Source organism: Flagellimonas sp., assembly GCF_965215805.1.
Taxonomy (GTDB): Bacteria; Bacteroidota; Bacteroidia; order Flavobacteriales; family Flavobacteriaceae; genus Flagellimonas.
On record NZ_OZ244124.1, the window covers coordinates 320,889 to 346,318 of the forward strand.

At 42.5% G+C, this 25,430-nt stretch carries 26 protein-coding genes; 13 read left to right on the plus strand and 13 right to left on the minus strand.

Going from position 1 to position 25,430, the window contains the following annotated elements; translation table 11 throughout:
* Positions 1 to 8 precede the first annotated feature (8 nt).
* A complete protein-coding gene (gene radC / locus ACOOE0_RS01460) occupies positions 9 to 707 on the minus strand; it encodes a RadC family protein (protein ID WP_420400707.1) in 699 nt (232 codons plus the stop codon).
* A gap of 48 nt (positions 708 to 755) precedes the next feature.
* On the opposite strand from radC, the gene ACOOE0_RS01465 reads away from it, so the two are divergent.
* A complete protein-coding gene (locus tag ACOOE0_RS01465) occupies positions 756 to 1,205 on the plus strand; it encodes a DUF1569 domain-containing protein (protein ID WP_420400708.1) in 450 nt (149 codons plus the stop codon).
* Positions 1,206 to 1,215: 10 nt separating this feature from the next.
* Here the strand turns inward: ACOOE0_RS01465 and ACOOE0_RS01470 are convergent, their stop codons facing one another.
* Entirely contained in the window at positions 1,216 to 1,401 is a 186-nt protein-coding gene (locus ACOOE0_RS01470) for a hypothetical protein (RefSeq protein WP_420400709.1), read from the minus strand.
* 59 nt (positions 1,402 to 1,460) lie between these two features.
* A complete protein-coding gene (locus tag ACOOE0_RS01475) occupies positions 1,461 to 2,816 on the minus strand; it encodes a UDP-N-acetylmuramate--L-alanine ligase (protein WP_420400710.1) in 1,356 nt (451 codons plus the stop codon).
* Between the two features lie 96 nt (positions 2,817 to 2,912).
* Between ACOOE0_RS01475 and ACOOE0_RS01480 the strand changes: the two genes are divergently transcribed.
* From ACOOE0_RS01480 to ACOOE0_RS01490, 3 genes are all read left to right on the plus strand, one after another.
* The gene (locus tag ACOOE0_RS01480; RefSeq protein WP_420400711.1) at positions 2,913 to 3,224 is read left to right on the plus strand and encodes a cupin domain-containing protein; all 312 of its coding nucleotides are present in this window, start codon (positions 2,913 to 2,915) and stop codon (positions 3,222 to 3,224) included.
* 2 nt (positions 3,225 to 3,226) lie between these two features.
* Complete coding sequence (locus ACOOE0_RS01485) at positions 3,227 to 4,012, plus strand: SDR family oxidoreductase (protein WP_420400712.1); 786 nt, start codon at positions 3,227 to 3,229, stop codon at positions 4,010 to 4,012.
* Positions 4,013 to 4,097: 85 nt separating this feature from the next.
* A complete protein-coding gene (locus ACOOE0_RS01490) occupies positions 4,098 to 4,472 on the plus strand; it encodes a DoxX family membrane protein (protein WP_138835228.1) in 375 nt (124 codons plus the stop codon).
* Between the two features lie 69 nt (positions 4,473 to 4,541).
* Here the strand turns inward: ACOOE0_RS01490 and ACOOE0_RS01495 are convergent, their stop codons facing one another.
* From ACOOE0_RS01495 to ACOOE0_RS01530, 8 genes are all read right to left on the minus strand, one after another.
* The gene (locus ACOOE0_RS01495; protein WP_420400713.1) at positions 4,542 to 5,267 is read right to left on the minus strand and encodes a LytR/AlgR family response regulator transcription factor; all 726 of its coding nucleotides are present in this window, start codon (positions 5,265 to 5,267) and stop codon (positions 4,542 to 4,544) included.
* Positions 5,264 to 6,322: a sensor histidine kinase gene (locus ACOOE0_RS01500; protein ID WP_420400714.1), complete on the minus strand. Its 1,059-nt coding sequence runs from the start codon at positions 6,320 to 6,322 to the stop codon at positions 5,264 to 5,266. Before ACOOE0_RS01500 ends, ACOOE0_RS01495 begins: the two co-directional genes overlap by 4 nt.
* Positions 6,323 to 6,367: 45 nt before the next feature.
* Positions 6,368 to 6,580: a hypothetical protein gene (locus ACOOE0_RS01505; protein WP_420400715.1), complete on the minus strand. Its 213-nt coding sequence runs from the start codon at positions 6,578 to 6,580 to the stop codon at positions 6,368 to 6,370.
* A gap of 245 nt (positions 6,581 to 6,825) precedes the next feature.
* On the minus strand, positions 6,826 to 8,850 hold the full coding sequence (locus ACOOE0_RS01510; protein WP_420400716.1) for a S9 family peptidase: 2,025 nt from the start codon (positions 8,848 to 8,850) through the stop codon (positions 6,826 to 6,828).
* Between the two features lie 144 nt (positions 8,851 to 8,994).
* Positions 8,995 to 9,513 carry a DUF4136 domain-containing protein gene (locus ACOOE0_RS01515; protein WP_420400717.1) on the minus strand — a complete coding sequence of 173 codons (519 nt, stop codon included), beginning with the start codon at positions 9,511 to 9,513 and terminating at the stop codon, positions 8,995 to 8,997.
* Between the two features lie 61 nt (positions 9,514 to 9,574).
* The gene (gene obgE, locus ACOOE0_RS01520; protein WP_420400718.1) at positions 9,575 to 10,576 is read right to left on the minus strand and encodes a GTPase ObgE; all 1,002 of its coding nucleotides are present in this window, start codon (positions 10,574 to 10,576) and stop codon (positions 9,575 to 9,577) included.
* A gap of 14 nt (positions 10,577 to 10,590) precedes the next feature.
* Positions 10,591 to 11,106, minus strand: coding sequence for a GNAT family N-acetyltransferase (locus tag ACOOE0_RS01525; RefSeq protein WP_420400719.1), 516 nt, complete (start codon positions 11,104 to 11,106; stop codon positions 10,591 to 10,593).
* A 10-nt stretch (positions 11,107 to 11,116) separates the two neighbouring features.
* Positions 11,117 to 12,235: an adenylate kinase gene (locus ACOOE0_RS01530; protein ID WP_420400720.1), complete on the minus strand. Its 1,119-nt coding sequence runs from the start codon at positions 12,233 to 12,235 to the stop codon at positions 11,117 to 11,119.
* Between the two features lie 118 nt (positions 12,236 to 12,353).
* Between ACOOE0_RS01530 and ACOOE0_RS01535 the strand changes: the two genes are divergently transcribed.
* The 6 genes from ACOOE0_RS01535 to ACOOE0_RS01560 all read left to right on the plus strand — a co-directional run bounded on the left by ACOOE0_RS01535 (position 12,354) and on the right by ACOOE0_RS01560 (position 17,448).
* Entirely contained in the window at positions 12,354 to 13,508 is a 1,155-nt protein-coding gene (locus ACOOE0_RS01535) for a 5-(carboxyamino)imidazole ribonucleotide synthase (RefSeq protein ID WP_420400721.1), read from the plus strand.
* A gap of 67 nt (positions 13,509 to 13,575) precedes the next feature.
* Positions 13,576 to 14,070, plus strand: coding sequence for a 5-(carboxyamino)imidazole ribonucleotide mutase (gene purE / locus ACOOE0_RS01540; RefSeq protein ID WP_420400722.1), 495 nt, complete (start codon positions 13,576 to 13,578; stop codon positions 14,068 to 14,070).
* A 9-nt stretch (positions 14,071 to 14,079) separates the two neighbouring features.
* Positions 14,080 to 14,490, plus strand: a complete 411-nt coding sequence (locus ACOOE0_RS01545; RefSeq protein ID WP_420400723.1) for an EF-hand domain-containing protein — start codon at positions 14,080 to 14,082, stop codon at positions 14,488 to 14,490.
* Positions 14,483 to 16,513, plus strand: a complete 2,031-nt coding sequence (locus tag ACOOE0_RS01550) for a M3 family metallopeptidase (RefSeq protein ID WP_420400724.1) — start codon at positions 14,483 to 14,485, stop codon at positions 16,511 to 16,513. Before ACOOE0_RS01545 ends, ACOOE0_RS01550 begins: the two co-directional genes overlap by 8 nt.
* A 145-nt stretch (positions 16,514 to 16,658) precedes the next feature.
* Entirely contained in the window at positions 16,659 to 17,213 is a 555-nt protein-coding gene (locus ACOOE0_RS01555) for a sigma-70 family RNA polymerase sigma factor (protein ID WP_420400725.1), read from the plus strand.
* 4 nt (positions 17,214 to 17,217) lie between these two features.
* Positions 17,218 to 17,448, plus strand: a complete 231-nt coding sequence (locus tag ACOOE0_RS01560) for a hypothetical protein (RefSeq protein ID WP_420400726.1) — start codon at positions 17,218 to 17,220, stop codon at positions 17,446 to 17,448.
* On the opposite strand, the gene ACOOE0_RS01565 is transcribed toward ACOOE0_RS01560, so the two are convergent.
* Complete coding sequence (locus ACOOE0_RS01565; RefSeq protein WP_420400727.1) at positions 17,445 to 18,269, minus strand: hypothetical protein; 825 nt, start codon at positions 18,267 to 18,269, stop codon at positions 17,445 to 17,447. The two genes, ACOOE0_RS01560 and ACOOE0_RS01565, sit on opposite strands and share 4 nt — an antisense overlap.
* 125 nt (positions 18,270 to 18,394) lie before the next feature.
* On the opposite strand from ACOOE0_RS01565, the gene gcvP reads away from it, so the two are divergent.
* The 3 genes from gcvP (at position 18,395) to ACOOE0_RS01580 (ending at position 23,641) form a co-directional block, all read left to right on the plus strand.
* Positions 18,395 to 21,247, plus strand: a complete 2,853-nt coding sequence (gene gcvP / locus ACOOE0_RS01570) for an aminomethyl-transferring glycine dehydrogenase (RefSeq protein WP_420400728.1) — start codon at positions 18,395 to 18,397, stop codon at positions 21,245 to 21,247.
* Between the two features lie 162 nt (positions 21,248 to 21,409).
* Positions 21,410 to 22,468 carry a 3-oxoacyl-ACP synthase III family protein gene (locus ACOOE0_RS01575; RefSeq protein WP_420400729.1) on the plus strand — a complete coding sequence of 353 codons (1,059 nt, stop codon included), beginning with the start codon at positions 21,410 to 21,412 and terminating at the stop codon, positions 22,466 to 22,468.
* 294 nt (positions 22,469 to 22,762) lie between these two features.
* Positions 22,763 to 23,641 (plus strand): glycosyltransferase family 2 protein, encoded by an 879-nt coding sequence (locus tag ACOOE0_RS01580; protein ID WP_420400730.1) that lies wholly within the window; start codon positions 22,763 to 22,765, stop codon positions 23,639 to 23,641.
* A 21-nt stretch (positions 23,642 to 23,662) separates the two neighbouring features.
* Here the strand turns inward: ACOOE0_RS01580 and pafA are convergent, their stop codons facing one another.
* Positions 23,663 to 25,333 (minus strand): alkaline phosphatase PafA, encoded by a 1,671-nt coding sequence (gene pafA / locus ACOOE0_RS01585; RefSeq protein WP_420400731.1) that lies wholly within the window; start codon positions 25,331 to 25,333, stop codon positions 23,663 to 23,665.
* Positions 25,334 to 25,430: the final 97 nt, after the last annotated feature.

The window sequence follows — 25,430 nt, forward strand, 5'->3', positions numbered from 1 at the left end:
CCGTTCAATTAGAGCATACCTTTATCCGCAAAGCTTAGATATCCGTACTGGGTTAATATTAAATGATCCAAAACTTTGATATCCAAGGCCTCTGATGCCAACTTTAGTTTTTTGGTAATATGTTTGTCTGCTGCACTAGGCCTTAGGCCACCCGAAGGGTGGTTATGGGCCAAAATGATGGCCACAGCACCTAGTTCCAGCGCTTGCTTCAGCACTAATCTTACATCCACTAGGGTTCCCGTTATTCCTCCTTTGCTCAGTAAAGCCTTATGAATCACTTTGTTGGAATTGTTCAGGTAGAGTATCCAAAATTCTTCATGCTCCAGTTCTCCCATAACCGGATGCAAAATTTCAAAAGCATCCTGACTATTTTCAATTTTGGTGGTACTACATCCTTCTTCACCTCGCCTTCTCCTTCCCACTTCCAAAGCAGCGGCAATGGTCACGGCCTTTGCATCCCCAATGCCCTCAAACTGCTTCAACTGGTTGACAGAAAGTTTACCCAATTCATTTAAATTATGGTTCACGGTTGCCAATATTCGTTGGGATAGTCCCACGGCGCTTTCCTTTCTACTTCCAGAGCCAATTAAAATGGCAATGAGTTCTGCATCTGATAGCACCGTACGCCCTTTGTTCACCAATTTTTCCCTGGGTTTGTCATCTTCTGCCCATTGTTTTATGGAAAAAGAAGCTGTTTTTTCATGCATAGCCTAAAGGTAGGGTAATAGTTTGTAAATTTATTTAAAGCTTAAGTAATGAAATCACTATTTGATTCCGGTACTCTAGACGAGGTTATGGACAGGATAGGACTACTTAACGAGTCTTCCAAAGGTCTATGGGGTAAGATGGAAGTTGGGCAGATGTTATTCCATTGCCAATTTCCTTTGCGTTTGGCGCTAGGTAAATATAGGATGAAAAAGCCGAATTTCTTAATGAAATTTCTATTTAGAAGTTTTAAAAAAGGCATGTACGATGATAAGCTTTGGAAACCTAATCTTCCCACCGCAAAGGGTTTTAAAGTTTTGGAGGACAAGGAATTTGGAACTGAAAAAAACACCTTAATAGGGTTTGTTAAGGAGTTTCACGAAGAAAAAGATAAAAAGCAATGGGATCCACATCCTGCTTTTGGGCATTTTACGCCCGAACAATGGGGGCAAATGCAGTACAAACATTTAGACCACCATCTGAGGCAATTTGGCGTCTAGACAGGATTATTTATTGGTTATCGTCGTTGTCTTGGATTTCCTGCTGCTCAACCTTTGCTCGCGTATCGTTGATCAACCGGTCTTCTTCCAAAACCACATTGGATACCCCAAGCATATAGGCAGAAAGTAAAATAGAAGCTATACGGCGTAACCGTTTCAGCACCCTTTTGGACAGCTTTGGCTTGGACAATTCCATGCCCTTGGATGACAACAATTATTCCAATGCCACCAAAACTGACAAAATTACCCTATATACTAACTGAAAAGCTCCTTGACTGCTTCAAAATTGAGCCCACCATAGTTCCCAGAACTCATGAGCAGCAAGGCGGAATTGTCAAAATCCGTAGCAAAAAGTTGGTTTTGAAACGATATTGGATCCGTAAAAACCAGAACATCATTCCGTTGAAAAGCATTGGCTATTTGTTGAGAAGTCACCTCATCCAATTGTTTAATCTGTACCGCCTTTGGTGAATAAAAAACCATGGCCACATCTGCAGCATCCAGAGCTCCTTTGTATTCTTGAAGAAACTCTGCGTTAAGGCTGCTATAAGTATGGAGTTCCAAACAGGCAATCAATTTGCGGTTTGGGTATTGCTCCTTTACCGCGCTGGTGGTCGCCTTTACTTTACTGGGAGAGTGGGCAAAATCCTTGTAGGCTATTTTATTTTTCCCTTCCGCAATTTTCTCCATGCGTTTGGAAGCTCCTTTAAACGTAGCTATAGCTTCATAAAAGTCAGCCTCATCCACTCCCATTTGCTGGCAAATCCATTTGGCACCGGCCAAATTATTCAAGTTGTGCTTCCCAAAAATCTCAACGGGCATATCACCTTCTGGGGTTTCCAAAAACGTAACTCCATCAACTACTTTGTGGTCAGGTGTGCTGTACGGAAACTTCCTAATGGCATTCTCGGACAATTCCACCACTTTCGCAACCTCTTTATCCTCAGTATTGAAGGTAATGCTCCCACCTCGCACAATACCATCAACAAAAATCTGGAACTGCTCCACATAATTGGCATAGGTTGGGAAAACATTGATGTGATCCCAGGCTATACCACTCAAGAGGGCTATATTGGGTTGATAGAGATGAAATTTAGGTCGTCTATCAATTGGGGAGGAAAGGTATTCGTCACCCTCCAAAACAATAAAATCATTGTCCTCGGTCAAGTGCACCATTCTTTCAAAACCCTCCAGTTGGGCACCCACCATATAATCCACATCAATGTCGTTGTAATTAAGCACATGTAGGATCATGGAGGTAATGGTGGTCTTTCCGTGACTGCCCCCTATGACCACCCTGGTTTTATGCTTTGATTGTTCGTACAAAAACTCGGGGTAAGAATAGATTTTCAGCCCTAATTCCTGTGCCTTGAGCAGCTCAGGATTATCAGCTTTAGCATGCATTCCCAGTACTACAGCGTCCAACTCATTGTTCAATTTTTCTGGAAACCACCCAAACTCCACAGGCAACAAACCCTGGGCTTCCAATCTGCTCTTGGAAGGTTCAAAAATTATATCATCGCTACCCGTAATAGTATAGCCTTTGTGGGCCAAAGCCAAAGCCAGGTTATGCATGGCACTGCCGCCAATAGCTATAAAATGAATTTTCATTGCTGTCTTTTATCCACCAAAAATAGACATTGACCCTGCCATTGCAAACAAACATTTCATCTTATTAATTTCTATCTTGTTGAAAAATTGAACACAATGAATCTAGCTAATATTAGCACGAAGGAAATTATGCCCGGCTATCACGGAAAAATGGTGCATGGCGAGACCTTGACCTGGGCCTTTTGGGAGGTGGAAAAAGATGCTGTCGTCCCAGAACACCATCATGTTCACGAACAAATCATGCATGTGTTGGAAGGCGAATTTGAGTTTACTTTGGATGGTAAGACCCAAACCTATTTACCTGGTGATGTTGTTGTTATACCTTCCAATACCCCGCATGGTGGCAAAGCCCTTACCCCTTGCAAATTAATGGATGTTTTTAGCCCCGTTCGGGAAGAATATAGATAACTATGAAGATTTCTTTAGTAGGTAAATCAGCCTTGGTGGGTGGTAGTAGCAAAGGAATTGGTGAGGCTATTGCCCGGCAATTGGCAGATAGCGGGGCCAGCGTAACCCTGATGGCTAGAAACAAGTCCAAAATGGAGGCCATTATCCAAGAATTGGATACTTCCCAGGGACAAAAACACCAATATCTTGTGGTTGATTTCTCCCATTTTGAATCGTTCAAGGAAACAATTTCTTCTTTTATCCGAGCAAATCCTATAGATATTCTCGTCAACAATACGCAAGGCCCTGAGGCTGGGGGCGCATTGGAAAAAAATGTGGAAGACTACCAAAAGGCCTTTGACCTCTTGTTTAAGTCAGTGGTTTATACCACCACTCTCGCTTTGGAACATATGCAAAAGCAACAATGGGGAAGAATCATTAATGTAGCTTCTATTTCGGTAAAGGAACCCTTGAATTATTTGGCCTTATCCAACTCCATTAGAGCTGCAGTGGTTACCTGGGGCAAGAGTCTGGCTTTTGACGTTGCCAAAGACGGGATTACCGTCAACAACGTGCTCACTGGTTATTTTGATACGGATAGAATAGCCCAACTCAATGCCAAAAAAGCGGAAAAACTTGGGGTAATGCCTTCTGAGGTGCGATTTAATATGGAAGTGCAGGTACCCGCAAAACGAATTGGCAATCCCGAAGAGTTTGGATTTTTAGCCACTTTTTTGGCTTCAGAGAAGGCGGCCTACATCAACGGCACCAACATTCCCATTGATGGTGGGTTATTAAAGTCGCTCTAATCATATTTTAATTTTAACCCCTTTAATTTTAACATATTCGCAATTTTTAGCTATTTTTATTGCTTAACCAATAAAATTTAACTAAATGAACGCAAAAGTTTTTCTGGTCGTACGAATCTTGCTCGGACTCTTTGTCCTGACCTTTGGCTTGAATAAGTTTCTACACTTTATCCCAATGGGAGAAATGCCAGAAGCCGTTATGGGATACTTTGGTGCCCTATCTTCTACACAAACCTTGAATTTGGTGGCTGTGGTGGAAATTTTGGCGGGCCTAGCCCTTATTTTAAACAAGTATGGTGCATTGATGTCCGTTATTTTGATGAGCGTATCTGTCAATGCTGTATTGTTCCATGCTACATTGGATCCAAGCAATATTGGCCCAGCTGTTGGACTTTTGATCTTGAATATAGCCGCACTTGTTGGCTACAAAGACCGATATAAGGATATATTACGGGCTTGATAAACCGTATAACGTATAAAAAAGGGCCTTCATTTAGAAGGCCCTTTTTTTCATGAGGTCGTTTTTTGATTATAAGCTCATTCTATCCTTGAAAATATAGGATTGTCTTCTTGACACCTCAACTTCTTCGCCATTCTTCATCTGAAGTTTAAGCTTGCCATTAAACCAAGGCACAACATTGTCTATAAAGTTGGTGTTCACAATTTGTTGCCTATTGGCTCGGAAAAAATCCTGTTCCGGGAGTTTCTCCTCAACTTGATTTAGGGATTTGTACAACATCGGGTTTTTATCCTCAAAGAAAACCCGTGTATAGTTCCCAACGATTTCAAAATGGGAGATATCCCCAATTTTTACCAACCAGCACGCCTCCCCATCTTTTATAAATATCTGACTGTTTACAGATAACCTTTTATCGGCTACTTTATCATCCGATACTGCCGCCAGCTTCTTTTTAACCTTGTCTAAAGCCATGGAAAAGCGCTTTTCGCTCACGGGCTTCAGCAAATAATCCAGGGCATTGTATTCAAAGGATTTGATCGCGTATTCGTCAAAAGCAGTGGTAAAGACCGTAATGGGCACTTCATCCAACATTTCCAACAATTCAAACCCGTCTTTCTCTGGCATATTGATGTCCAAAAACAAAAGTTTAGGGCTTTTTTCCTGAATCAATTCAAATCCCTTGTCCACATTTTCGGCTTCACCTATCAATTCAATTTCCGGGTACTTTTTGATAAGCTCCTTCAACTCGTTGCGCGCCAATCTTGAATCTTCCACTATGACCGCCTCTATTTTCATGCTAGTGGAATTTTTATATGGGCAACCACTTCTCCTGTAATCTCACTCAAATTAAATGATGCTTTATCCGCATACAATAATTTTAATCTTTGGCGGATATTCTTTAGTCCCAATTGGGTGGTGTTTTTTCCTATCTGAAGCTTCCCTGTATTTTTCACCTCAATAATTAAAAGACCATCCTCCTGCTTTAGGTTCAACACAATACGGCCGCCCTGCTTTAAGTTGGAAATACCATGCTTTACTGCATTTTCAATAAGCAGTTGAATGATCATGGGAGGAATTTGCAGCTTCAAAGTTTCCTTGTCCACCTCCTTTACAAACTCCAAGCGATCTTCCAATTGGATTTTTGACAGATCAATATAATTATCCACCACCTCCAATTCCTCTTCAACCGCAATGGCATCAATATTATTTTTGGTAAGGGAGTACCGCAAAATTTCTGAAAGTTTGGTCAGCATTTCCCTCGACTTTTCTACATCTTCCAGCATCAACCCTCTTATATTATTTAGGCTGTTGAACATAAAATGCGGGTTGATTTGCCCTTTTAGGGTATTCAGTTGTGCTTGTTTCAGGTGGGTGTTCAACTCCAAACGCTCAATTCTGTCTTTGTTGAGCTTCAACAGTAGTTTGATCACCAAATAGGTAACCGTCCAGGCACCAATAATAAACAAGGAGTTCACAATCCATATCCAGGTAGCGTCATAATTTTCAAAATGCTGCATTTCCGCCTCGGTAAGTTCTGGCCCCAATTTTACATAGGCATATCCCAAACCAAAATTTAAGAATCCAAAAAGCCCGGAAGTGGCAAAAAAGGACACAAGGATTTTTACAAAATCCTTGACATCAAAACCTTCAAAATTTACATTTCGCTTTAAATACCACCGCAGTAGTGATGTAGAAAAAATCCCAATCAAAATCCCTGTGATAATGGAGTAAACTACCAGTTCCACACTGATTTTCTTCAGTATGAAAATAGAGAGCATATTAATGAATCCCCATCCCAAAAACTGTAGGATCCAAAAAAAGCGGTTTCTTTTACTTTCTGTCAATTGCATATCACTTGGCTCAACCTAGGTCAAATATAACCTATTGAAAACTCACTATGCTTCCACGCTTTTAGTACGCTTTTTAAACCAGTTGCAACAGGTTTTCCCTGAAGGGAGAAACGCGATCCACATAAACGACATTCCACTGTAGAAAATCGGGAAATAGTCATTGTGCTCCCAACCATTGAATTTGCCATACAACCCCACTAGGGTACCTATGATGCCCAGTAGAAAAATAAGCCGTTGCGCTTTGTTTAATTTTTTCATTCCAGATGACTTTTGATGTTATGCATTTTTTTAGACGAGAATATCCAACAGAAGGGATATTAACAATTTTGCTAAAGTGACCATTTCGTTGTTTTTGTATTGATAAACCAAATGTACTGCCACACACCCCTTGCACAAAGGGTTTTATGGGCAGTGGTAAATTTGTGTATCCGAACGGTAACTTCAATTTATTGCATAAAAAAAGGGAGCCATTTAGACTCCCTCTTTCTTTTCATAAATCTTTATTAATCCCTAAGAGGTACAGCAATTTCCTGCTTCCCCAAATGTTTGGCATAGAAGCCCATCATGGCCTTGTACAGCTCCAAACGGTTTTCTTCCTTGCCAAACCCGTGTCCTTCATCATATTTAACCATATAGGGCACATCATAGCCTTTTTCCCTAAGACCACTTACAATTTGGTCAGACTCGTCAATATTTACCCTAGGATCATTGGCCCCTTGCACCACAAAGAGCGGTTTGTTGATCTTATCCATTTGATAAACGGGTGAAACTTCTTCCATAATGGCTTTTTCTTCTGGATTGTCCTCATCATACCAAATTTCCTTAATGATTTTGAGGTAAGGTTTCCAATAGGGTGGTATGGTCTTCATAAAGGTGAACAAGTTGGACACTCCAACATAATCCACACCGCAGGCATATAAATCAGGAGTCTTGGTCAAACCGCGCAATACGGCATAACCCCCGTGGCTTCCGCCATAAATGGCAGCTTTGTCACCATCTACCCATCCCTGGTCCACTACGTACTGAAGCCCATCTTCCACATCGTCCATGGCTTTTCTGCCAATTTGTTTAAATCCAGACTCCAAAAACTCTCGGCCATACCCGCCAGAAATCCTAAAGTTCACCTGTAAGGTGGCATACCCCCTACTTGCAAAAAGTTGCGCCTCAGGATTGAATCCCCAGGAATCCCTAATTCCTTGTGGGCCTCCGTGCGGGTTTACAATTACTGGAACCTTTTCACCGGCCAAGGCCGCTTTTGGCAGTGTAATATATCCATGGAGCGTGATTCCATCCCTGCTAGTGAAGGTAATGGGTCTCATTTCGGACATATCCTCCTCTTTGAGTTGAGGCATGGTATTGTACAGTTCTTTTAGCTCATTTTTAGCTACATCATAGGCATAATATACGCCGTACAATCGGTCACTGTCCACATAGACCATAAAGAGATTCTCGTCTTCCGTTTCATCCAAAACGCGGAACTGCTTACCAGGAAGTTCCGACTTCATTTTTGCCGCCAGTTTTTTATATGGTTCGCTGATAGGAACAACAATGCTCTTTTCCCCTTCGTAGGAGAAATAATCTATCTCATAATTTCTGGTTCTGGAAAGACCCATGGACTGAACGTCGTACATGTCGTTCACAAAAACAGTCTCCAAACTCTTGTCTTCCTTCAGATCGTACAGTACAATTTCTGCCTTGTCACTGTCAAGATTGGACAATACATAGGCATCATCAGGATTCGGTGTGGCATAATTAAAATCCAGGATGACGAAGTTATCCTTCCAATTAAGTTGCTTTAGAATTTTGTACCCGCCATTGCCATCTTCATAATAGAGGTCTTGCTCTACCCCATCGCGAATTCTTGTAAATCCTTTTAAATTCCCATCCTTGTCGAAGCTATAGCCAAATATGGGATTTTGGGGGTCATCGTTAGTGTACAATTGGTTGCTCTCACCTGTATTCAAATTGACCAAATACGGTTCAAAGACCTGAGGATTATTCTTGTTCATGGAAACAATGATGTGTTCCTTGTCTTCCCGTAATAATTCGGTGAATTGGGCTCTAACTCCATCAAAAGGTGTTAGGTCTTTCAAGTTGCTTCCGTCCAAGTCCACGGCATAGATATGGTAATTTTCATCACCCCCTTGATCCATGGAATAATACAATCTACTATTGTTGAGCCAACCATAGCCTCGTACCAGTTCTTCCTTTTCCTCTATGGCCATTTGGGTTTCTCCCGTAGCAATATTCTTTACAAAAATGTGCTGTTTCCCGTTTTCATCGCTCTCCCTATACGAAAGATATTTTCCGTCAGGAGAAAATCTGAAGGTAAAGGCTTTGGGATTGGCAAAGTAATCTTCAACCGTATACCTATAATCCCCCTGATCCAACTCGGCTAAGGAAAGAAGCTCGGCATCAGATGTGGCCAGTTCAGGGTTTCCCGGTTTCTCTTGGGCAACGGTGGTAAATCCGAATAGTAGAGACAGGCCCGCAAGTTGTACGGCCTTAAAATTGAGTTTAGTTTTCATACGTTTTTTGATTTAGAGTGTTCTTCAAAAATTAGTAATTCTATCCTAATTAGACTGTGCCAGAAAACATTTGTTACATCCAGAAGAAAAAAGTTGTAATAGATTTAAATTCTTAAACCCTTGATTTTCAAATTTGAGCAGTTGTTATTGCGGGGGAAACTTGGAAAAAACCTTTTTGACCAAAGCTCTTAAAACATCCTCGCGGACACTGGGGGATGCATTTTCACGATACCCGCTTTCGCTGGTAGCCTGCCAGAACAGTGCATCTTTTTGGGCATCCACAAAATCAAATTGGATTCGTCGTTGTATGCCCGAATTTCCCAATGGAAGTCCTACCGAAACCCCACCACCAACATTTCGGCCTGTACCCCCAATACCCACACCAACGGCATTGTTGGAAGCATTGCGGAATTCACTGCTTAAAATATTGATGTAAAAATCAGGCTCTTCCGTTAGTAGAAAGCCCTTTGACTGCAGGGTGGAGTCCAAAGCGCGAAGTAACCTTTTCTCATCCAATTGGCTAAGACCGGAATCCATATCCGAAAAATAATTGTAACTGGTGTAGTTGGAAAAGTCGGTAGCCTTATCGTAGTCATAGTTGACGCGGGTCCCCGCACAGGAAGCCAACAAACACAGTACAACAATGGAGAAAAGGTATTTCATAGCATTCGGGAATACCTTTAAAATTAATCAATATTTGATTTGGGAATCGAAAAAAGCCAGATTATTCGTTCAACAGCTCCCAAAGCTTATCTTTGAGCTCCTGGATGCCTTGCTGGGCCACTGATGAGATGAAAAGATAGGACACCTCTTTTAGGTCTTTATCCAGTTCGGCGCTCATTTCTGCCATTAGTTCCTCGTCCAGCATATCACTCTTGGAAATGGCCACCAAACGCTCTTTGTCCAATAGTTCTGGATTGTATCGGCGCAATTCATCCAAAAGAATTTCATATTCCTTGGATATATCCTTACTATCCGCGGGAATTAAAAACAGGAGGGTGGCATTTCGTTCAATATGTCTTAGAAAGTAATGTCCCAGACCCTTTCCTTCTGCTGCTCCCTCAATAATACCAGGGATATCTGCCATTACAAAGCTTCGGAAATCACGGTATTTGACAATACCCAAATTGGGTTTTAAGGTGGTAAACTCGTAGTCGGCTATCTTGGGTTTTGCTGAAGTCATAACGGACAGCAGCGTGGATTTCCCAGCATTTGGGAATCCCACCAAGCCCACATCGGCCAGTACCTTTAACTCTAACGTAATCTGTGTTTCCTGACCTGGGATTCCAGGTTGCGCGTATCGGGGTGTCTGATTGGTAGCACTTTTAAAATGCCAGTTGCCACGGCCTCCTTTCCCACCTTCCATGACAATACGCTCTTCTTGATCTTCTGTAATTTCAAAAAGAATGTTATTGGTGGCGGTATCCCGAACCACAGTACCTAAGGGAACATCCATATACACATCGGCACCGTCAGCACCCGTGCTTCGATTTTTGCTGCCATGTTCGCCATGACCAGCCTTAAAATGCTTTTTAAACTTAAAATTGATAAGTGTCCAAAGGTTTTTGTCTCCTCTTATAATGACATGCCCTCCACGACCGCCATCACCCCCATCCGGGCCACCTTTGGTAATGTACTTTTCCCGATGCAAATGCACAGACCCCTTGCCTCCGTTTCCAGAAGCTACATGGATCTTTACGTAATCGACAAAATTTCCCTCGGTCATCTTTCCTAACTAGTTTAACAGATACCTTGCACCCTATAAATTACATCATTCGGCCTTAGGTCATGGTTTTGGTCAATAACTAATTTATCTGATGGGATAAAATTCAATTTTTCCACGGCCTTCTGAGACCTTATATTTTCCCTATCGACAAAAAGCAGTACCTCTTCCATATTTTGAAGGGCATGCGTTATCATCAGTTCCTTAACCATGCCATTGAATTTTCCTCCCCAATACGCCCTGGATAGAAATGTCCATCCAATCTCCACGGCATTCCCAAAAGCAGGTCGCAATACAAATCTGGAACTACCAATAACTTTTTGGGTGGCAACATCAGAAATCAACAAGGCGCCTTTGGATTTTAGGGACTCGGCAAAAAATGGGGCAAAACCATAAAGTTCAGCCCTTTCCTTTATGGGATGCTGCTCCCAAATCCTTGGGTCGGATGCAACACGATAAAGGTTTATAAAGTCTTTGGAAATCAACGGTCTCAAATGAACCTGGCCATTCGAAAGCGTGGGCTGCAAATCCAAAACCAAGCAATTACTGAATCACCACAAATTGGTCAATCACATCACTCAACCGTTCTGTGATTTCTGCAATCTCCCCAATTCCGTTTACGGAATGAAACTTTCCTTGCTTATCGTAGTATGCCTTTAAAGGTGCGGTCTTTTGATTGTATTCGTCAAAACGATTTCTGATCTTGTTTTCGTCTTGATCATCGCTACGTCCACTCTCCTTACCGCGTTCCAACAAACGGGCAACCAAGACATCATCGTCTGCCTCCAAAGCAATGGTGGCATCAACCTGCATGTTTTTGGATTCCAGGAAATTATCCAATGCTTCAGCTTGAGCCTCGGTTCGTGGGAAGCCATCGAAAATAAATCCAGCTGCATCAGGGTTCTTTTCCACCTCGTCCTTCAGCATCTCAATAGTTACCTCATCGGGCACCAAATCCCCTCTATCAATGTAGGATTTTGCAAGTTTTCCGAGCTCTGTATCATTTTTCATATTGAACCTAAAGACATCTCCAGTAGAAATGTGCTTTAGATTGTACTTTTCCTTTAACACTCCTGCTTGGGTTCCCTTTCCTGCTCCGGGCTTTCCAAAAAGCACTAGGTTAATCATATTTCCTTGGTTTAGTTGATATACTTCTCTTAAATTTCTACCCAACTCCTTGTAATCCAGTCCATATCCCACAATAAAGTTGTTTGGAATTTCCAACCCCACGTAGTCAATGGCATATTCGCCGTTGTATATTTCCGATTTGTAAAAAAGCGAGGCAATCTTGAACTGCTTAACATTGGTTCCTGAAAACAGATGTACCAACTGCTTGAGGGTCCTTCCCGTATCGATCACATCTTCCAATATGATCACATCCCTACCCTCAATATTATCTGGGACATCCAGCAGGGTCTCCACAATACCGGTAGAGGTAAGTCCGTGGTACGAGCTCAATCGAACAAAGGACACCTCACAAGGGTAAGGGTAGGCCTTTAAAAAATCGGATACAAACATAAAAGCCCCATTGAGCACCCCCACAAAAATGGGTGTTTTGTCCTTATAGTCCGAGGCTATTTCCGCAGCCATTTTATCAACGGCGGCCGAAATTTGTCCTTCGGACAAAAAGGGTTTAAAAACCTTGTTGTGAAGCTTAATCAATTGGTCATCAATTTTGTCAGGTTGGCAAAGATAACATTTTTAAGCCCTCTTCAACGGCTGTATCTTTATTGCTTCAAGGAATTCCCTTATTTTTGCTGTCATTCCAATTATTCAATTGATGAATTTCTTCTCTTCCGACTTTAAATTGGGCATTTTAGGTGGCGGACAACTGGGCAAAATGCTACTTTACGAGACCCGAAAATGGGATATCCAAACCAAGGTGATGGACCCTTCTCCAGAGGCACCATGCAAAATTGCCTGTAACGAGTTTGTCTTGGGCGATCTTTTGGATTTTGACAAGGTCTATAATTTTGGGAGGGATGTGGATCTATTGACCATAGAGATTGAAAACGTAAATGTGGAAGCCTTGGAAAAACTGGAAGAAGAAGGCGTAAAAGTCTACCCGCAGACCAAGGCGCTCCGAATCATTCAAAACAAGGCCACCCAAAAACTCTTTTATACCGATCACGGAATCCCTACCGCTCCTTTTGTTTGGTTTGCGTATACCTCGGAGATCAAAGACAGCGTTACCAATGGGGGTCTTTCACTGCCCTTTGTATGGAAAAGCGCCCAGTTTGGTTATGATGGACAAGGAGTGAAGGTGGTGAGGGCGATTGAAGACCTTGAAAACCTACCCAATGTGGAGTGCATTGCGGAAGAGATGGTGGCGTTCAAGAATGAACTTGCGGTTATTGTGGCCAGAAGCTCATCTGGAGAGTTGGTGAACTATCCCGTGGTGGAAATGGAGTTTCACCCAGAGGCCAATCAGGTAGAATATGTGATTTGCCCAGCCCGAATCGATGCAAATGTTGCGCAAAAAGCAATGGATGTTGCTCTGAAAGTATCAGAAAACATTGGTCATGTGGGACTTTTGGCCGTGGAATTGTTCCAAACCCAAGATGACGAAATTTTGGTCAATGAGGTGGCCCCCAGACCCCATAACAGTGGACATTACAGCATAGAAGCAAGCTATACCAACCAGTTTGAACAGCATATCAGGGCTATTTTGGGTCTTCCGCTAGGTAAAACGGATAGTAAGGTGGCAGGAATCATGGTAAATCTGGTGGGAGCTGAAGGCCATACCGGGAATGTAAGGTATGAAAACATGGAGTCCATTTTGGACATGCAAGGTGTTACCCCCCATATTTATGGCAAAAAACAAACACGACCATTTCGAAAAATGGGACATGTGACCATCGTGGATGAAGATATGGCTCGTGCCAGAGAGGTAGCGCAACAGGTAAAGGAAACCATACAAGTAGTGAGTAAATAAACCAAACAATCAAATCCCAAATGCCATTTTTGCTATTGGGTTTTGGGCGATACGTAACGATAATAATATGAAAAAAGTAGCCGTAATCATGGGAAGCACCAGCGACCTTCCCGTTATGCAAGATGCCGTTGAAATTTTAAAGGGATTTGATATTGAAGTGGACGTGGATATTGTCTCGGCCCACAGAACCCCTGAGAAACTCTTTGAGTTTGGTAAAAATGCCCACAAAAATGGCTATGGGGTAATCATTGCCGGCGCTGGCGGTGCCGCGCATTTACCGGGAATGGTGGCTTCGTTGTCCCCATTGCCCGTTATTGGGGTTCCTGTGAAAAGCAGTAATTCCATAGATGGCTGGGACTCGGTACTATCCATTCTTCAAATGCCAGGAGGTGTACCCGTTGCCACTGTAGCCCTTAACGGGGCAAAAAATGCAGGTATCTTGGCCGCCCAAATCCTGGGAAGCTCTGACCAATGTATCCTTGACAAGATTGAGGTTTACAAGCAGGGGCTGAAAGAAAAGGTAATCAAGGGAGCGGAAGAAGTCCGCAAAAACAAAGGATAGAAGGAACAAATGCCGAGTTACAATGAATTGGGTATTTTGTTTGGACTGGCATGCACGGCAGTGGTGTTATCCGTGCGGAAAAAAATAAAGCATCCACATCACAAAAGCTTGTGGAAAAGTGCCCTACTCCTATTCTCCCTTTATACATTGATGCTTATTATTACGGAAGTCAGATGGTATTTTATCAAAGAACAGCTACAAGCTTTCGATTTGAACCAAAATGGTTTCATTGATTTGGAGGAATATACAGATGAAGCCATTGAAGCATTAAACAAAAGAACCAAGGACACGGCAAGAAACTACGCATTTTTGATAGCAGCCGTCATCTCTGCGGTGGTTTCATTGACTTTTTATACTACGGATGTGCTAAGAGCCCATCGAAAAATTAAAAAATCCAAGAATTCAACAATCCATGAATAATCCCCTTTTAGAACCGTTTGACCAAGCTCCCTTTGAGCATATTGAAAATGAACATTTTAAACCTGCTTTTTTGCAGGCCATTGAACAGGCCCGAAAAGAAATTGACCAAATTGTAGATAATCCCGAACCCCCAACGTTCAAGAACACCTTGGAAGCCTTGGATTTTTCAGGCAAACAACTGGATCGTGTGTCCAGTATATTTTTCAACCTAAATTCTGCCGAAACCAACGAGGAAATCCAGAAAATTGCCCAGGAAATTTCACCCTTGCTATCGGAGTTCAACAACGACATTACCCTAAATGAGAAATTGTTCCAAAAGGTTAAATCGGTATACGAGCAAATGGACAAGCTCAACTTGACACCCGAACAGCAAACTTTGTTGGAGAAACGCTATAAAAGTTTTAGCAGAAACGGAGCCAATTTGGATGAAGCCGGTAAAAAAAGATTACGGGAAATTGATGCCGAGCTGTCCAAACTCAAATTGAAGTTCGGTGAAAATGTATTGGCGGAAACCAACAAGTTTGAAATGCACCTCACCGAAGAGGCAGATTTGGCAGGTTTACCTGAGGGGGCTAAAGAAGCAGCTGCCCAATTGGCTAAATCCAAGGATAAGGAAGGCTGGCTGATCACTTTGGACTATCCAAGCTATATCCCATTTATGAAATATGCGGATAATAGGGAATTGCGTAAAAAGCTTTCCCTGGCCTTCGGAAGCAAGGGTTTTCATGGGGATGACTTGGACAATCAGGAAAATGTGCTGCAAATTGTATCCCTCCGTCATGAACGCGCCAATCTTTTGGGTTATCCCACCCATGCCGATTTTGTTCTGGAAGAACGCATGGCAGAAACCCCAAAGAAGGTCTTGGATTTTTTAAACGAACTACTGGACAAAGCCAAACCGGCGGCCATCCGTGAATTCAATCAATTGGCATCCTTCGCCAAGGACACCGATGGCATTGAACAATTGGAAAAATGGGACAGTGCTTATTATTCTGAAAAACTGAAACAACAACTGTTCAATTTGGATGACGAAAAACTCAAGCCCTACTTTAAACTGGAAAATGTCATTGATGGGGTATTCAAAGTGGCTGAAAAATTGTTTGGATTGACTTTCAAGGAAGTTTCTGATGTTGAAAAATACCATGAAGAGGTCAAAACCTATGAAGTCTATGATAGAGAGGAGCAATTCATTGCCCTTTTTTATGCCGATTTTCATCCGAGACCAGGAAAACGCGGGGGTGCTTGGATGACGTCGTACAAATCACAGTACACCATTAACGGAGATAATAGTAGACCGCATATATCCAATGTCTGTAATTTTACCAAACCCACCGAGACCAAACCTTCCCTCTTGACCTTTAATGAAGTTACCACCCTGTTCCACGAGTTTGGGCATGGTCTGCACGGTATGTTGGCCAATACTACGTATCCAAGCCTGTCCGGGACATCCGTGTATTGGGATTTTGTGGAATTGCCCAGTCAGATTATGGAGAACTGGTGTTACGAAAAGGAAGCTCTGGAACTCTTTGCCTTCCATTATGAAACGGGCGAATTGATTCCCATGGAATTGGTAGCAAAAATCAAGGAATCTTCCACTTTTCAGGAAGGGATGGCCACTTTGCGCCAACTGAGCTTTGGATTTTTGGATATGGCATGGCACGCAGCTGATCCATCTGCAATCCAAAATGTAAAAACCTTTGAAACCAAGGCTTTTGAAGGCACCAATCTGTTTCCCGACACTCCAGGAACCTGCATGAGCACGGCCTTTGGCCATATTTTCCAAGGCGGGTATTCCTCAGGATACTACAGTTACAAATGGGCCGAAGTACTGGACGCGGATGCTTTTGCCTACTTTAAGGAAAAGGGCATTTTTAACACAGAAGTAGCTGACAAGTTCAAGGAACATGTGCTGTCTAAGGGAGGTACAGAAAATCCGATGAAGCTTTATAAACGGTTTAGGGGCGCCGAACCCCAAATTGAACCGTTGTTGGAACGGGCAGGGTTGATTAAAAAGGTTGGATAAATCGTTTTTGGCTCATTTTCATTCTGTTAATCTTTCCATAAAGTATGAAACCATGAACTTTCCGTGATACTTTTTGAAGTCGTTTGTAATGAACAAAACATGGATTCATTAACTAAAACCATTACATTTGGTACTTCTTAAAACTATGGTAGCGTACGAACTTCATCCGGAAACCTGGGTAGACCAATATGCCGATTATTTGTTCAATTATGCGGTAGCCCGTGTAAGCGATGCGGAGATCGCCAAGGATTTGGTACAGGAAACTTTTTTTGCGGGACTTAATTCCGCCAAAAATTATAAAGGTGATGCCGCCGAGAGAACGTGGTTGATTGCCATTCTCAAAAGAAAGGTCATTGATCATTACCGAAAAATAAATTCCAAAAAAGGTAAGGCGGAAGTCCGTGTCAACTACAATGCTAGCTCAGATTCCGAAGGAGATTGGTTGGAAGAGCAGGTAGCCGACCCATTTAGTAAAGATGGGGCCAGCACCATAGAAAACGAAGAGTTGGGAATGGCCATACAAGAATGTATTTCCAAACTTCCCAAAAAACAGGCATTGGTGTTCAACATGAAAACCATTCAGGGAATGAGCACAGAAGATATTTGTAATGAATTGGGCATTAACCCGTCCAACTTATGGGTTATGATCCATAGAGCGCGTACGTCGCTTATGGGTTGTATGAATCAAACGTGGTTTTAGTCGTATGAAAATTTCTCGTGAAAAGGCAAAGGAACTTTGCACCAAAAGTCAATATGGAGAAGCAACTTGGTGGGAATTACTACAACTTAATGTGTATGTGTTGTTGTTTAAAGAGTGTGCTGATTTCTCTGCAAAGAATCAAAAACTTACATCTTTATGCGATAAAGCCAACTTAAATTCACTCTCAGAGAGTGAGAAAGAAAGCATGAAAAAAGATTTGGAGAACCGCCTCTAAATTACCTTGTTTAAAATCCAAAATATCCCAAGCCAAAATATTGGGATTCCTTCCACCCAAAAAGAGGCCAAATATCTTTTTCCAAAATCCAATTTGGAACGAAACAATCCCAATAAAATTATTCCAATAATTATCCTACTTACAACTTCCGCTATATCTATATCATCTCTCAAAAATGTGAGCAGTAGGAAAATGATGATCAGTCCAACACCTAGCTTTCTCGTTTTTTGAACACCCAAAATTTGGGGTAGCGTCCTTAAATCCTTGGAGTCCCATTTCAAATCCCTGATTTCAAAGGGTAGAATCAAAATTAAGACCAACAAAAATCGCTGCACAAACAGTACACCTATATCCCATGAATAAGGAATCTGGGCATCCAATATCGGCAATATAACAGTAAACCCAGCCCATACTAGGGCCACAACAAAAATTTTCATCCCTCCCAAACTCCTCAAATTACCTGATTTGGGCAACAGCGGGACGGCATAAAGTGTGGATACCAATCCCAAAACGCCAGTGGCCCACCAGATTCGTTTGTCCAATTGTGCCAAAAAGTAGATTGCCACACCAAAGCACAGGAAGCTAAAAATTTGGATATATCTATGATATCGATTGGAAACAATAAGGTACTTCTCTGCCTCCACCCCATACTTTATAAAATTGTAACACACAACCGTGCTACATCCGGTAAAACCCAACAGCAAATAATTCAACGGAATGTCTAACAGGAATAGGGTGACACTGGTCAAGGCCATCACCGCCAAAGCCACATGAACACTGGCATTCAGGTAAAAACTAAAAATGCTTGTTATCAAACGCATTAAACAAAAAGTGCATTTTTGGCCAAAGGGTTAATTTGTGGTTAACAACTTTGATTTGACCTCTTACAAAATTCCTTATTTTGAATGAATTTATAACTAATTTTGTGCACTTTATAAAACTGGATATGAATACAGAAGTGTTTGCCTCAAGGCACATTGGAATCACTGAAAAAGATCTTCAGCCCATGTTTGAAACTGTAGGTGTGGATAGCATGGAACAATTGATTTATGAAACCATTCCGGACGACATCAGATTGAAGGAACCCCTAAATCTCCCCAAAGGTGTCAGCGAACACGAGTTTTTGACCCATATCCAAAATCTAGCGGACCAGAACAAAGTTTTCAAAAGTTATATCGGCTTGGGATATCATGAAAGTTTGACCCCTTCCGTAATCAAAAGGAACATTTTGGAAAATCCGGGCTGGTACACGGCCTATACGCCTTATCAGGCCGAGATTGCCCAAGGAAGGCTGGAAGCCCTACTTAACTTCCAGACCATGGTAAGCGATCTTACCGGGATGGAACTGGCCAACGCCTCTTTATTGGATGAAAGTACGGCAGCAGCAGAGGCCATGACCATGCTGTTGGACGTAAGGTCCCGTCAACAGAAAAAAGAGGGTGCACTTAAGTTCTTTGTCTCCGAGGAAGTTCTTCCCCAAACCTTGAGCTTGCTTCAAACACGTTCCAAGCCACTGGGAATTGAATTGGTCATTGGAAATCATGAGGAATTCGACTTTTCAAATGAATTCTACGGTGCTTTGCTGCAATATCCAGGGAAACATGGGCAAGTTCATGACTATGCCGGTTTTGTTGAAAAAGCCAAGGAAAATGAGATCAAAGTGGCTGTTGCCGCGGACATTTTGAGTTTGGTATTGCTAACGCCTCCAGGTGAATGGGGAGTAGATGTGGTTGTGGGCACCACGCAGCGTTTCGGTATTCCGTTGGGATACGGAGGCCCACATGCTGCTTTTTTTGCCACAAAAGAAGCTTATAAGCGAAGTATTCCGGGCAGGATCATTGGTATTACCAAGGACACGGATGGAAATCCAGCCTTGCGGATGGCGCTTCAGACCCGTGAACAGCATATAAAAAGAGATAAAGCCACCTCCAACATTTGTACCGCCCAGGTACTATTGGCCGTTATGGCAGGTATGTATGCCGTGTATCATGGCCCAAAGGGATTAAAATATATTTCAGAAAAAGTTCACACCAGTGCTAAATTGGTTTCGGATTTTCTTACCGAGGTTGGTTTTGAACAGCTTAATGATGTGTACTTTGACACCATAAAAGTCAAGATTAACAGCCCAAAACAACTAAAAGAGGTTGCTGAATCCGTTGGAATCAATTTGAACTACATTGATGATAACACGGTATCCGTTTCCTTAAACGAAGCTGTTGAACAAGAAGACATCAAGCGTTTGATAGGTTGTTTTATGGAAAGCCATAACCAAAAACCAGATGCCTCATTTGCAAAATCGGTTACTGACATTCTTCCCGAATCATTACAACGCAAATCCCCGTTTTTGGAGCACGAAGTGTTCAATTCGTATCACTCGGAAACAGAATTGATGCGCTACATCAAGAAATTGGAGCGAAAGGACTTGGCCTTGAACCATTCCATGATATCCTTGGGGAGCTGTACCATGAAATTGAATGCCGCCAGCGAAATGTTGCCTTTGAGCTGGGCCAATTGGGGGAATATTCACCCCTTTGTACCACTTGAACAAGCCCAGGGCTATCAAAAGGTGCTTAAAGAGTTGGAATCCCAATTGAATGTGATTACCGGTTTTGCAGCCACCTCCCTTCAACCCAATTCGGGTGCACAGGGAGAATATGCCGGACTTATGACCATCAAAGCTTACCATGAGTCACGTGGAGAGGGACACCGAAACATCTGTATTATTCCCGCTTCCGCGCACGGAACCAATCCAGCGTCAGCGGTTATGGCAGGGATGAAGGTTGTTGTTACGAAAACCGATGAACATGGAAACATAGATGTTTCTGATTTGGAGGAAAAAGCTCAGTTGCATTCAGAAAATCTTGCTGCCCTAATGGTAACTTACCCATCAACCCATGGTGTATTTGAGTCTTCCATCAAGCACATCACCCAAGTAATCCATGATCATGGTGGGCAAGTATATATGGACGGAGCCAACATGAACGCACAGGTGGGATTGACCAATCCAGCTACCATTGGAGCTGATGTTTGCCACCTAAATCTGCACAAGACATTTGCTATTCCCCACGGAGGTGGTGGCCCTGGAGTAGGCCCAATTTGTGTAGCCGAACAATTAAAACCGTTTCTTCCTTCCAATCCTGTTGTGGAAACTGGGGGTGAACAAGGAATCACAGCTATTTCAGCGGCTCCATGGGGAAGCGCACTCGCTTGTCTAATTTCCTACGGATATATCAAGATGTTGGGTGCCGAAGGACTTACGGAAGCCACCAAAATGGCCATCTTAAATGCGAATTACATCAAAGATCGACTCAAAGGGAAATTTGATGTCCTCTACACCGGTGAAAGAGGTCGCGCTGCACACGAAATGATTATCGACTGCAGGCCTTTCAAAGCCCACGGAATTGAAGTTACGGATATAGCCAAACGTTTAATGGATTATGGATTTCATGCGCCGACGGTGTCCTTCCCCGTTGCTGGAACCATCATGGTAGAACCTACAGAAAGTGAAAGTTTGGCTGAATTGGACCGATTCTGCGAAGCTATGCTGGGTATTAGGGAAGAAATTGACGAGGCGCATGCGGACGACCCCAACAATGTACTTAAAAATGCCCCCCATACCCTGCACATGGTCACCAGTGATTCTTGGGAGTATCCTTATAGCAGACAAAAGGCCGCATTTCCGTTGCCCTATGTTTCGGATAACAAATTTTGGCCAAGCATCCGCAGAACGGATGAAGCCTTTGGAGATCGTAATTTGATCTGTACCTGCGCACCTATTGAGGCTTACGCTGAAGTCTAGCGTAACACCTATATTCAGGAATAAAACGCCTTGGTTTCCTACGTAAATTAAGGCGTTTTCTTAATTATTTTCCGTTCAAATCCATTTTGGGCATCGTATCAAATTCTGTTGGACAGTCAAAAAATTACAGTTGAAAATTATCTTCAATAGCAAAACCTCGATATGAATATTGGCATCACTGGAACAGGGAGCTACATCCCGCCCGTTATCACAAAAAATGAAGACTTTCTTGAACATCACTTTTTGGATACCAATGGCACTCATTTTGAGCACGACAATCAGGTGATCATTGAGAAATTCCAAGCGATTACGGGTATTGCGGAACGCCGATATGCCCCATCAGAATTGAAAACCTCCGATATAGGGTATTTGGCTTCCGAAAAAGCCATTGAAGATGCTGGAATTGACCGAGAGGAAATCGACTACATTATTTTTGCTCATAACTTCGGAGATCTAACTCCTGGCAAAATACAGGGAGACACTCTTCCCAGTCTTGCAACAAGGGTAAAGCAGCTTTTGCAAATCAAAAACCCGAAATGTGTGGCCTACGACATGATTTTTGGCTGCCCCGGCTGGATTGAAGGGGTAATCCAAGCTTCTGCATTTATCAAAAGTGGTCTGGCCAAAAAGTGTTTGGTCATTGGTGGCGAAACCCTTTCAAGGGTTATTGATGAGCACGATCGCGATAGTATGATTTATTCCGATGGCGCCGGTGCGGTAATCTTGGAAGCCAATGCAGCCTCAGGGGAAATCCTTGCCAATGCCTCGGAAACCCATGCGAACAAGGAAGCGTATTATTTGTTCTTTGATAAGACTTATAAAAATGAGGGCTGCCCCGAAACCCGATATATTAAAATGCATGGTCGGAAAATCTACGAATTTGCATGTACCCATGTGCCCAGGGCCATGAAAGAATGTTTGGACTCCAGTGGAACCCATATTGATGAGGTAAAGAAAATTTTTATTCATCAGGCCAACGAAAAAATGGATGAGGCCATTATCAAGCGGTTCTATAGACTTTATGGTAAGCAAGTTCCAGAAAACATTATGCCCATGAGCATCCACAAATTGGGCAACAGTTCAGTGGCCACGGTACCCACACTCTTTGATTTGGTAAAAAATGGACTACTGGACAACCATGAGGTCAACCCAGGTGATGTAGTCATTTTTGCCAGTGTAGGAGCTGGAATGAACATCAATGCGGTTGTGTATCGAGTATAAGGACTCTGAGATCTGAGTTCTGAGTTCTGAGTTCTGAATAAAAAAACAAGCACCAAGCGCCAAGCACCAAGCACCAAGCACCAAGCACCAAGCTTAAAAAACAAATTCCAAATCCCATTATCCAACCACCGTTCATTGTTCACTGATTACTGATTATTGATTATTGATTATTGATTACTGATTACTGATTACTGATTACTGATTACTGATTACTGATTACTGATTACTGATTTTAATAAAATAATCCCCCAACATCTCGCGTCCATCATCCAGCAAAAAAATACAGATTCACTTTTGGACTTGAAAGTTGGAGAATTGGTATTTTGCAGAATGAAATTGAGTGTGATTATTCCTGCCCACAACGAGGTAGAACACCTAACAGCCTGTTTAAATTCATTCGTTGGCCAATCCACTCCTCCGGACGAGTTGATTGTTGTGGATGACAATTCTACGGACAACACTTTTAAAATTGCCTCGGAATTTGCTCAGAAAAACCCCTGGATCAAGGTTTTGCACCGTAAATCCTCTGAAGGGCATATCCCTGGAAAAAAGGTGGTAGATACTTTCAATTTTGGATTAAAACATGCTTCGGAATATGACCTCATAGGGAAGTTTGATGCAGATATCATTCTTCCTCCAAATTACTTCGAGCTTATGCTGAATCATTTCCAAAGTAATGGGAAACTTGGGATGTGTTCTGGACTATTGTATGTTGAAAAAAACGGAGCATGGGTATACGAAAACATTTCCAACAAGGACCATATCCGCGGCCCGATCAAACTCTACCGCAAAGCTTGTTTTACCAAAATGGAGGGGTTGAGACCAGGGGTTGGCTGGGACACTGTTGATGAACTTTTGGCGCAATATCACGGTTTTGAAATCCATACAGATTCCAGTTTGCAAGTGAAACACCTTCGGCCTACCGGTCACGGTTATACGATCAAAAAAAGGCAAAGTAAGGGCGAAGCCCTTTACAAGATGCGGTATGGAATTGTGCTTGCCAAACTGACCGCTCTTAAGATGGCATGGCAAGCCAAAAATCCGTTTTTATACGGCCAAGTAATCATCGGATACTTAAGGGCATTCTTTCAACAATCAGAAAGGTATGTTTCCAAATCAGAAGGGGCCTTTATCCGAAAATATAGGTGGGAAGGAATAAAGGACAAATTGTAACCCCAAATCTTCTCGAGAATTTTATTCCAATACCTCCCCAATAGGCCTCCCAGTTGTTCCATTTGGAAAAGCTATCCCCAACATCGTAGCCATAGTCGGTGCAATATCCGGAATTTCCGTTCGGCTTACCGTACTCCCTTTTTTGATGCCTTTTCCAAAAAGCAACAAGGGCACATGGGTGTCATAAATCATGGGAGATCCATGGGTGGATCCCGTTTCCCTATACGAAGTATGTCCTGGCCTGGGAACCAAAAGAACATCACCGGAGCGTTTTTGGTTGTACCCATTTTGAAGGATATATGGGATTCCTCGGGTATATTCGTTCTGCCACATTTGAGAAGCGGTATACACTTGGTTTACTTGACCATAACCAAGAAGCTCCATAGCAATTTCCTCTTGGGCATCATCTAAATCGATATCCAAATTATGGATGACCTTATGATCCAAAAACACCTGATAATTGGAAATGTTTTTAACTACATCCGTGGTACCGTACTTGTATTTTAGAAATTCAGTGAATCTGGATTTGAGGGCATCCATATCCAAATAATTGGCCGGCACCTGTTCGTCACGCAAATACGCAGGTACATTGATGGCCCCATGGTCTGCGGTTAAGAACACGGTATATTGTCCAGCACCCACCTTGGCATCCAAAGTATTGAACAACCTTGCCAAATCTTGATCCAATCTCAAATAGGTATCCTGAATCTCCTTGGAATTCACCCCAAACTTATGCCCCACATAATCCGTACTGGAGAAACTTATCGCTAGAAAATCGGTGATAGCATCCACACCAAGGGATTCATGTTCCAAGGCTTCCAGAGCAAAATCCATGGTAAGGCTATTGCCATAAGGGGTGTACTTGATGATTTCAAAATCCTTTGTTTTACTTAAAAGATTGGGCGTGCTATGTGGAAAAGTTGGCGTGGTCTCCTCCTCAAACAAACCTTCATAGGCATTGTTATCAGTTCCACTCTCCACATAAAGAGCTATGTCTTTCAAGGTGGTCCAAGCCTTTTTATATTCCTGCACCTTGCCTGAGGAATTAAAATCTTTCACCCACTGGGGCAGGTCTCTCATATAATAAGAGCTACTGATCCATTTACCTGTATCCCCGCCTTCAAACCAATAGGCAGCATTGGCCATATGTCCTCCCGGAAGAACAGCCCCTCTGTCCTTAAGAGCCACGGCAATCACCTTTCCGCGTTTTTGGGTATGTAGTCGCAACTGATCGGTAATGGTAGTGGTGAGCATTCGATGGGGAGACATTTTTCCTGCATCAGAATCAGTGCCCACCGAAGAACGACTATCATCTGAAGCACAATACACCTCCTTATCTTGATACTTATCATACCAATTGTTCCCTATGATACCATGGGTTGCAGGTGTAGTTCCGGTATAGACCGATGCGTGCCCTGGCCCTGTGCTGGTGGGTGCATAATTGAAATGATGGTTTTTGCAATTGAACCCATCCCGAACCATTCGTTTAAAACCTCCTTCGCCATAGTGGTTCCAAAAACGTGTGAGGTAGTCATATCGCATTTGATCCACCACTATTCCCACTACTAATTTCGGATTTTGGGCAATCTCCACTGGCGGAATCACCGGTGCGTTTTTATTTCTTCTTTGAGCTAGCATGGAGGTGGTTGTCAGAAGTGACAATCCCAGAAACAAAAGCGTAAATTTTCTCATGAATTCAATTTGGTTCAACGGGGACAAAACTATCCAATAATTCCCGCTTTAAAATTTAAATCGAGGTTAAATACACGGCAATATTCTTATTTTTATG

What these genes read in the sequence shown, in the direction of transcription:
- radC (WP_420400707.1), bottom strand. Translation starts at nt 707, where the DNA reads ATGCATGAAAAAACAGCTTCTTTTTCCATAAAACAATGGGCAGAAGAT.
- ACOOE0_RS01565 (WP_420400727.1), bottom strand. Translation starts at nt 18,269, where the DNA reads ATGCGTTTGATAACAAGCATTTTTAGTTTTTACCTGAATGCCAGTGTT.
- ACOOE0_RS01490 (WP_138835228.1), top strand. Translation starts at nt 4,098, where the DNA reads ATGAACGCAAAAGTTTTTCTGGTCGTACGAATCTTGCTCGGACTCTTT.
- pafA (WP_420400731.1), bottom strand. Translation starts at nt 25,333, where the DNA reads ATGAGAAAATTTACGCTTTTGTTTCTGGGATTGTCACTTCTGACAACC.
- ACOOE0_RS01545 (WP_420400723.1), top strand. Translation starts at nt 14,080, where the DNA reads ATGCCGAGTTACAATGAATTGGGTATTTTGTTTGGACTGGCATGCACG.
- ACOOE0_RS01465 (WP_420400708.1), top strand. Translation starts at nt 756, where the DNA reads ATGAAATCACTATTTGATTCCGGTACTCTAGACGAGGTTATGGACAGG.
- gcvP (WP_420400728.1), top strand. Translation starts at nt 18,395, where the DNA reads ATGAATACAGAAGTGTTTGCCTCAAGGCACATTGGAATCACTGAAAAA.
- ACOOE0_RS01475 (WP_420400710.1), bottom strand. Translation starts at nt 2,816, where the DNA reads ATGAAAATTCATTTTATAGCTATTGGCGGCAGTGCCATGCATAACCTG.
- obgE (WP_420400718.1), bottom strand. Translation starts at nt 10,576, where the DNA reads ATGACCGAGGGAAATTTTGTCGATTACGTAAAGATCCATGTAGCTTCT.
- ACOOE0_RS01575 (WP_420400729.1), top strand. Translation starts at nt 21,410, where the DNA reads ATGAATATTGGCATCACTGGAACAGGGAGCTACATCCCGCCCGTTATC.
- ACOOE0_RS01500 (WP_420400714.1), bottom strand. Translation starts at nt 6,322, where the DNA reads ATGCAATTGACAGAAAGTAAAAGAAACCGCTTTTTTTGGATCCTACAG.
- ACOOE0_RS01470 (WP_420400709.1), bottom strand. Translation starts at nt 1,401, where the DNA reads ATGGAATTGTCCAAGCCAAAGCTGTCCAAAAGGGTGCTGAAACGGTTA.
- ACOOE0_RS01550 (WP_420400724.1), top strand. Translation starts at nt 14,483, where the DNA reads ATGAATAATCCCCTTTTAGAACCGTTTGACCAAGCTCCCTTTGAGCAT.
- ACOOE0_RS01560 (WP_420400726.1), top strand. Translation starts at nt 17,218, where the DNA reads ATGAAAATTTCTCGTGAAAAGGCAAAGGAACTTTGCACCAAAAGTCAA.
- ACOOE0_RS01485 (WP_420400712.1), top strand. Translation starts at nt 3,227, where the DNA reads ATGAAGATTTCTTTAGTAGGTAAATCAGCCTTGGTGGGTGGTAGTAGC.
- ACOOE0_RS01505 (WP_420400715.1), bottom strand. Translation starts at nt 6,580, where the DNA reads ATGAAAAAATTAAACAAAGCGCAACGGCTTATTTTTCTACTGGGCATC.
- ACOOE0_RS01495 (WP_420400713.1), bottom strand. Translation starts at nt 5,267, where the DNA reads ATGAAAATAGAGGCGGTCATAGTGGAAGATTCAAGATTGGCGCGCAAC.
- ACOOE0_RS01515 (WP_420400717.1), bottom strand. Translation starts at nt 9,513, where the DNA reads ATGAAATACCTTTTCTCCATTGTTGTACTGTGTTTGTTGGCTTCCTGT.
- ACOOE0_RS01510 (WP_420400716.1), bottom strand. Translation starts at nt 8,850, where the DNA reads ATGAAAACTAAACTCAATTTTAAGGCCGTACAACTTGCGGGCCTGTCT.
- purE (WP_420400722.1), top strand. Translation starts at nt 13,576, where the DNA reads ATGAAAAAAGTAGCCGTAATCATGGGAAGCACCAGCGACCTTCCCGTT.
- ACOOE0_RS01535 (WP_420400721.1), top strand. Translation starts at nt 12,354, where the DNA reads ATGAATTTCTTCTCTTCCGACTTTAAATTGGGCATTTTAGGTGGCGGA.
- ACOOE0_RS01555 (WP_420400725.1), top strand. Translation starts at nt 16,659, where the DNA reads ATGGTAGCGTACGAACTTCATCCGGAAACCTGGGTAGACCAATATGCC.
- ACOOE0_RS01480 (WP_420400711.1), top strand. Translation starts at nt 2,913, where the DNA reads ATGAATCTAGCTAATATTAGCACGAAGGAAATTATGCCCGGCTATCAC.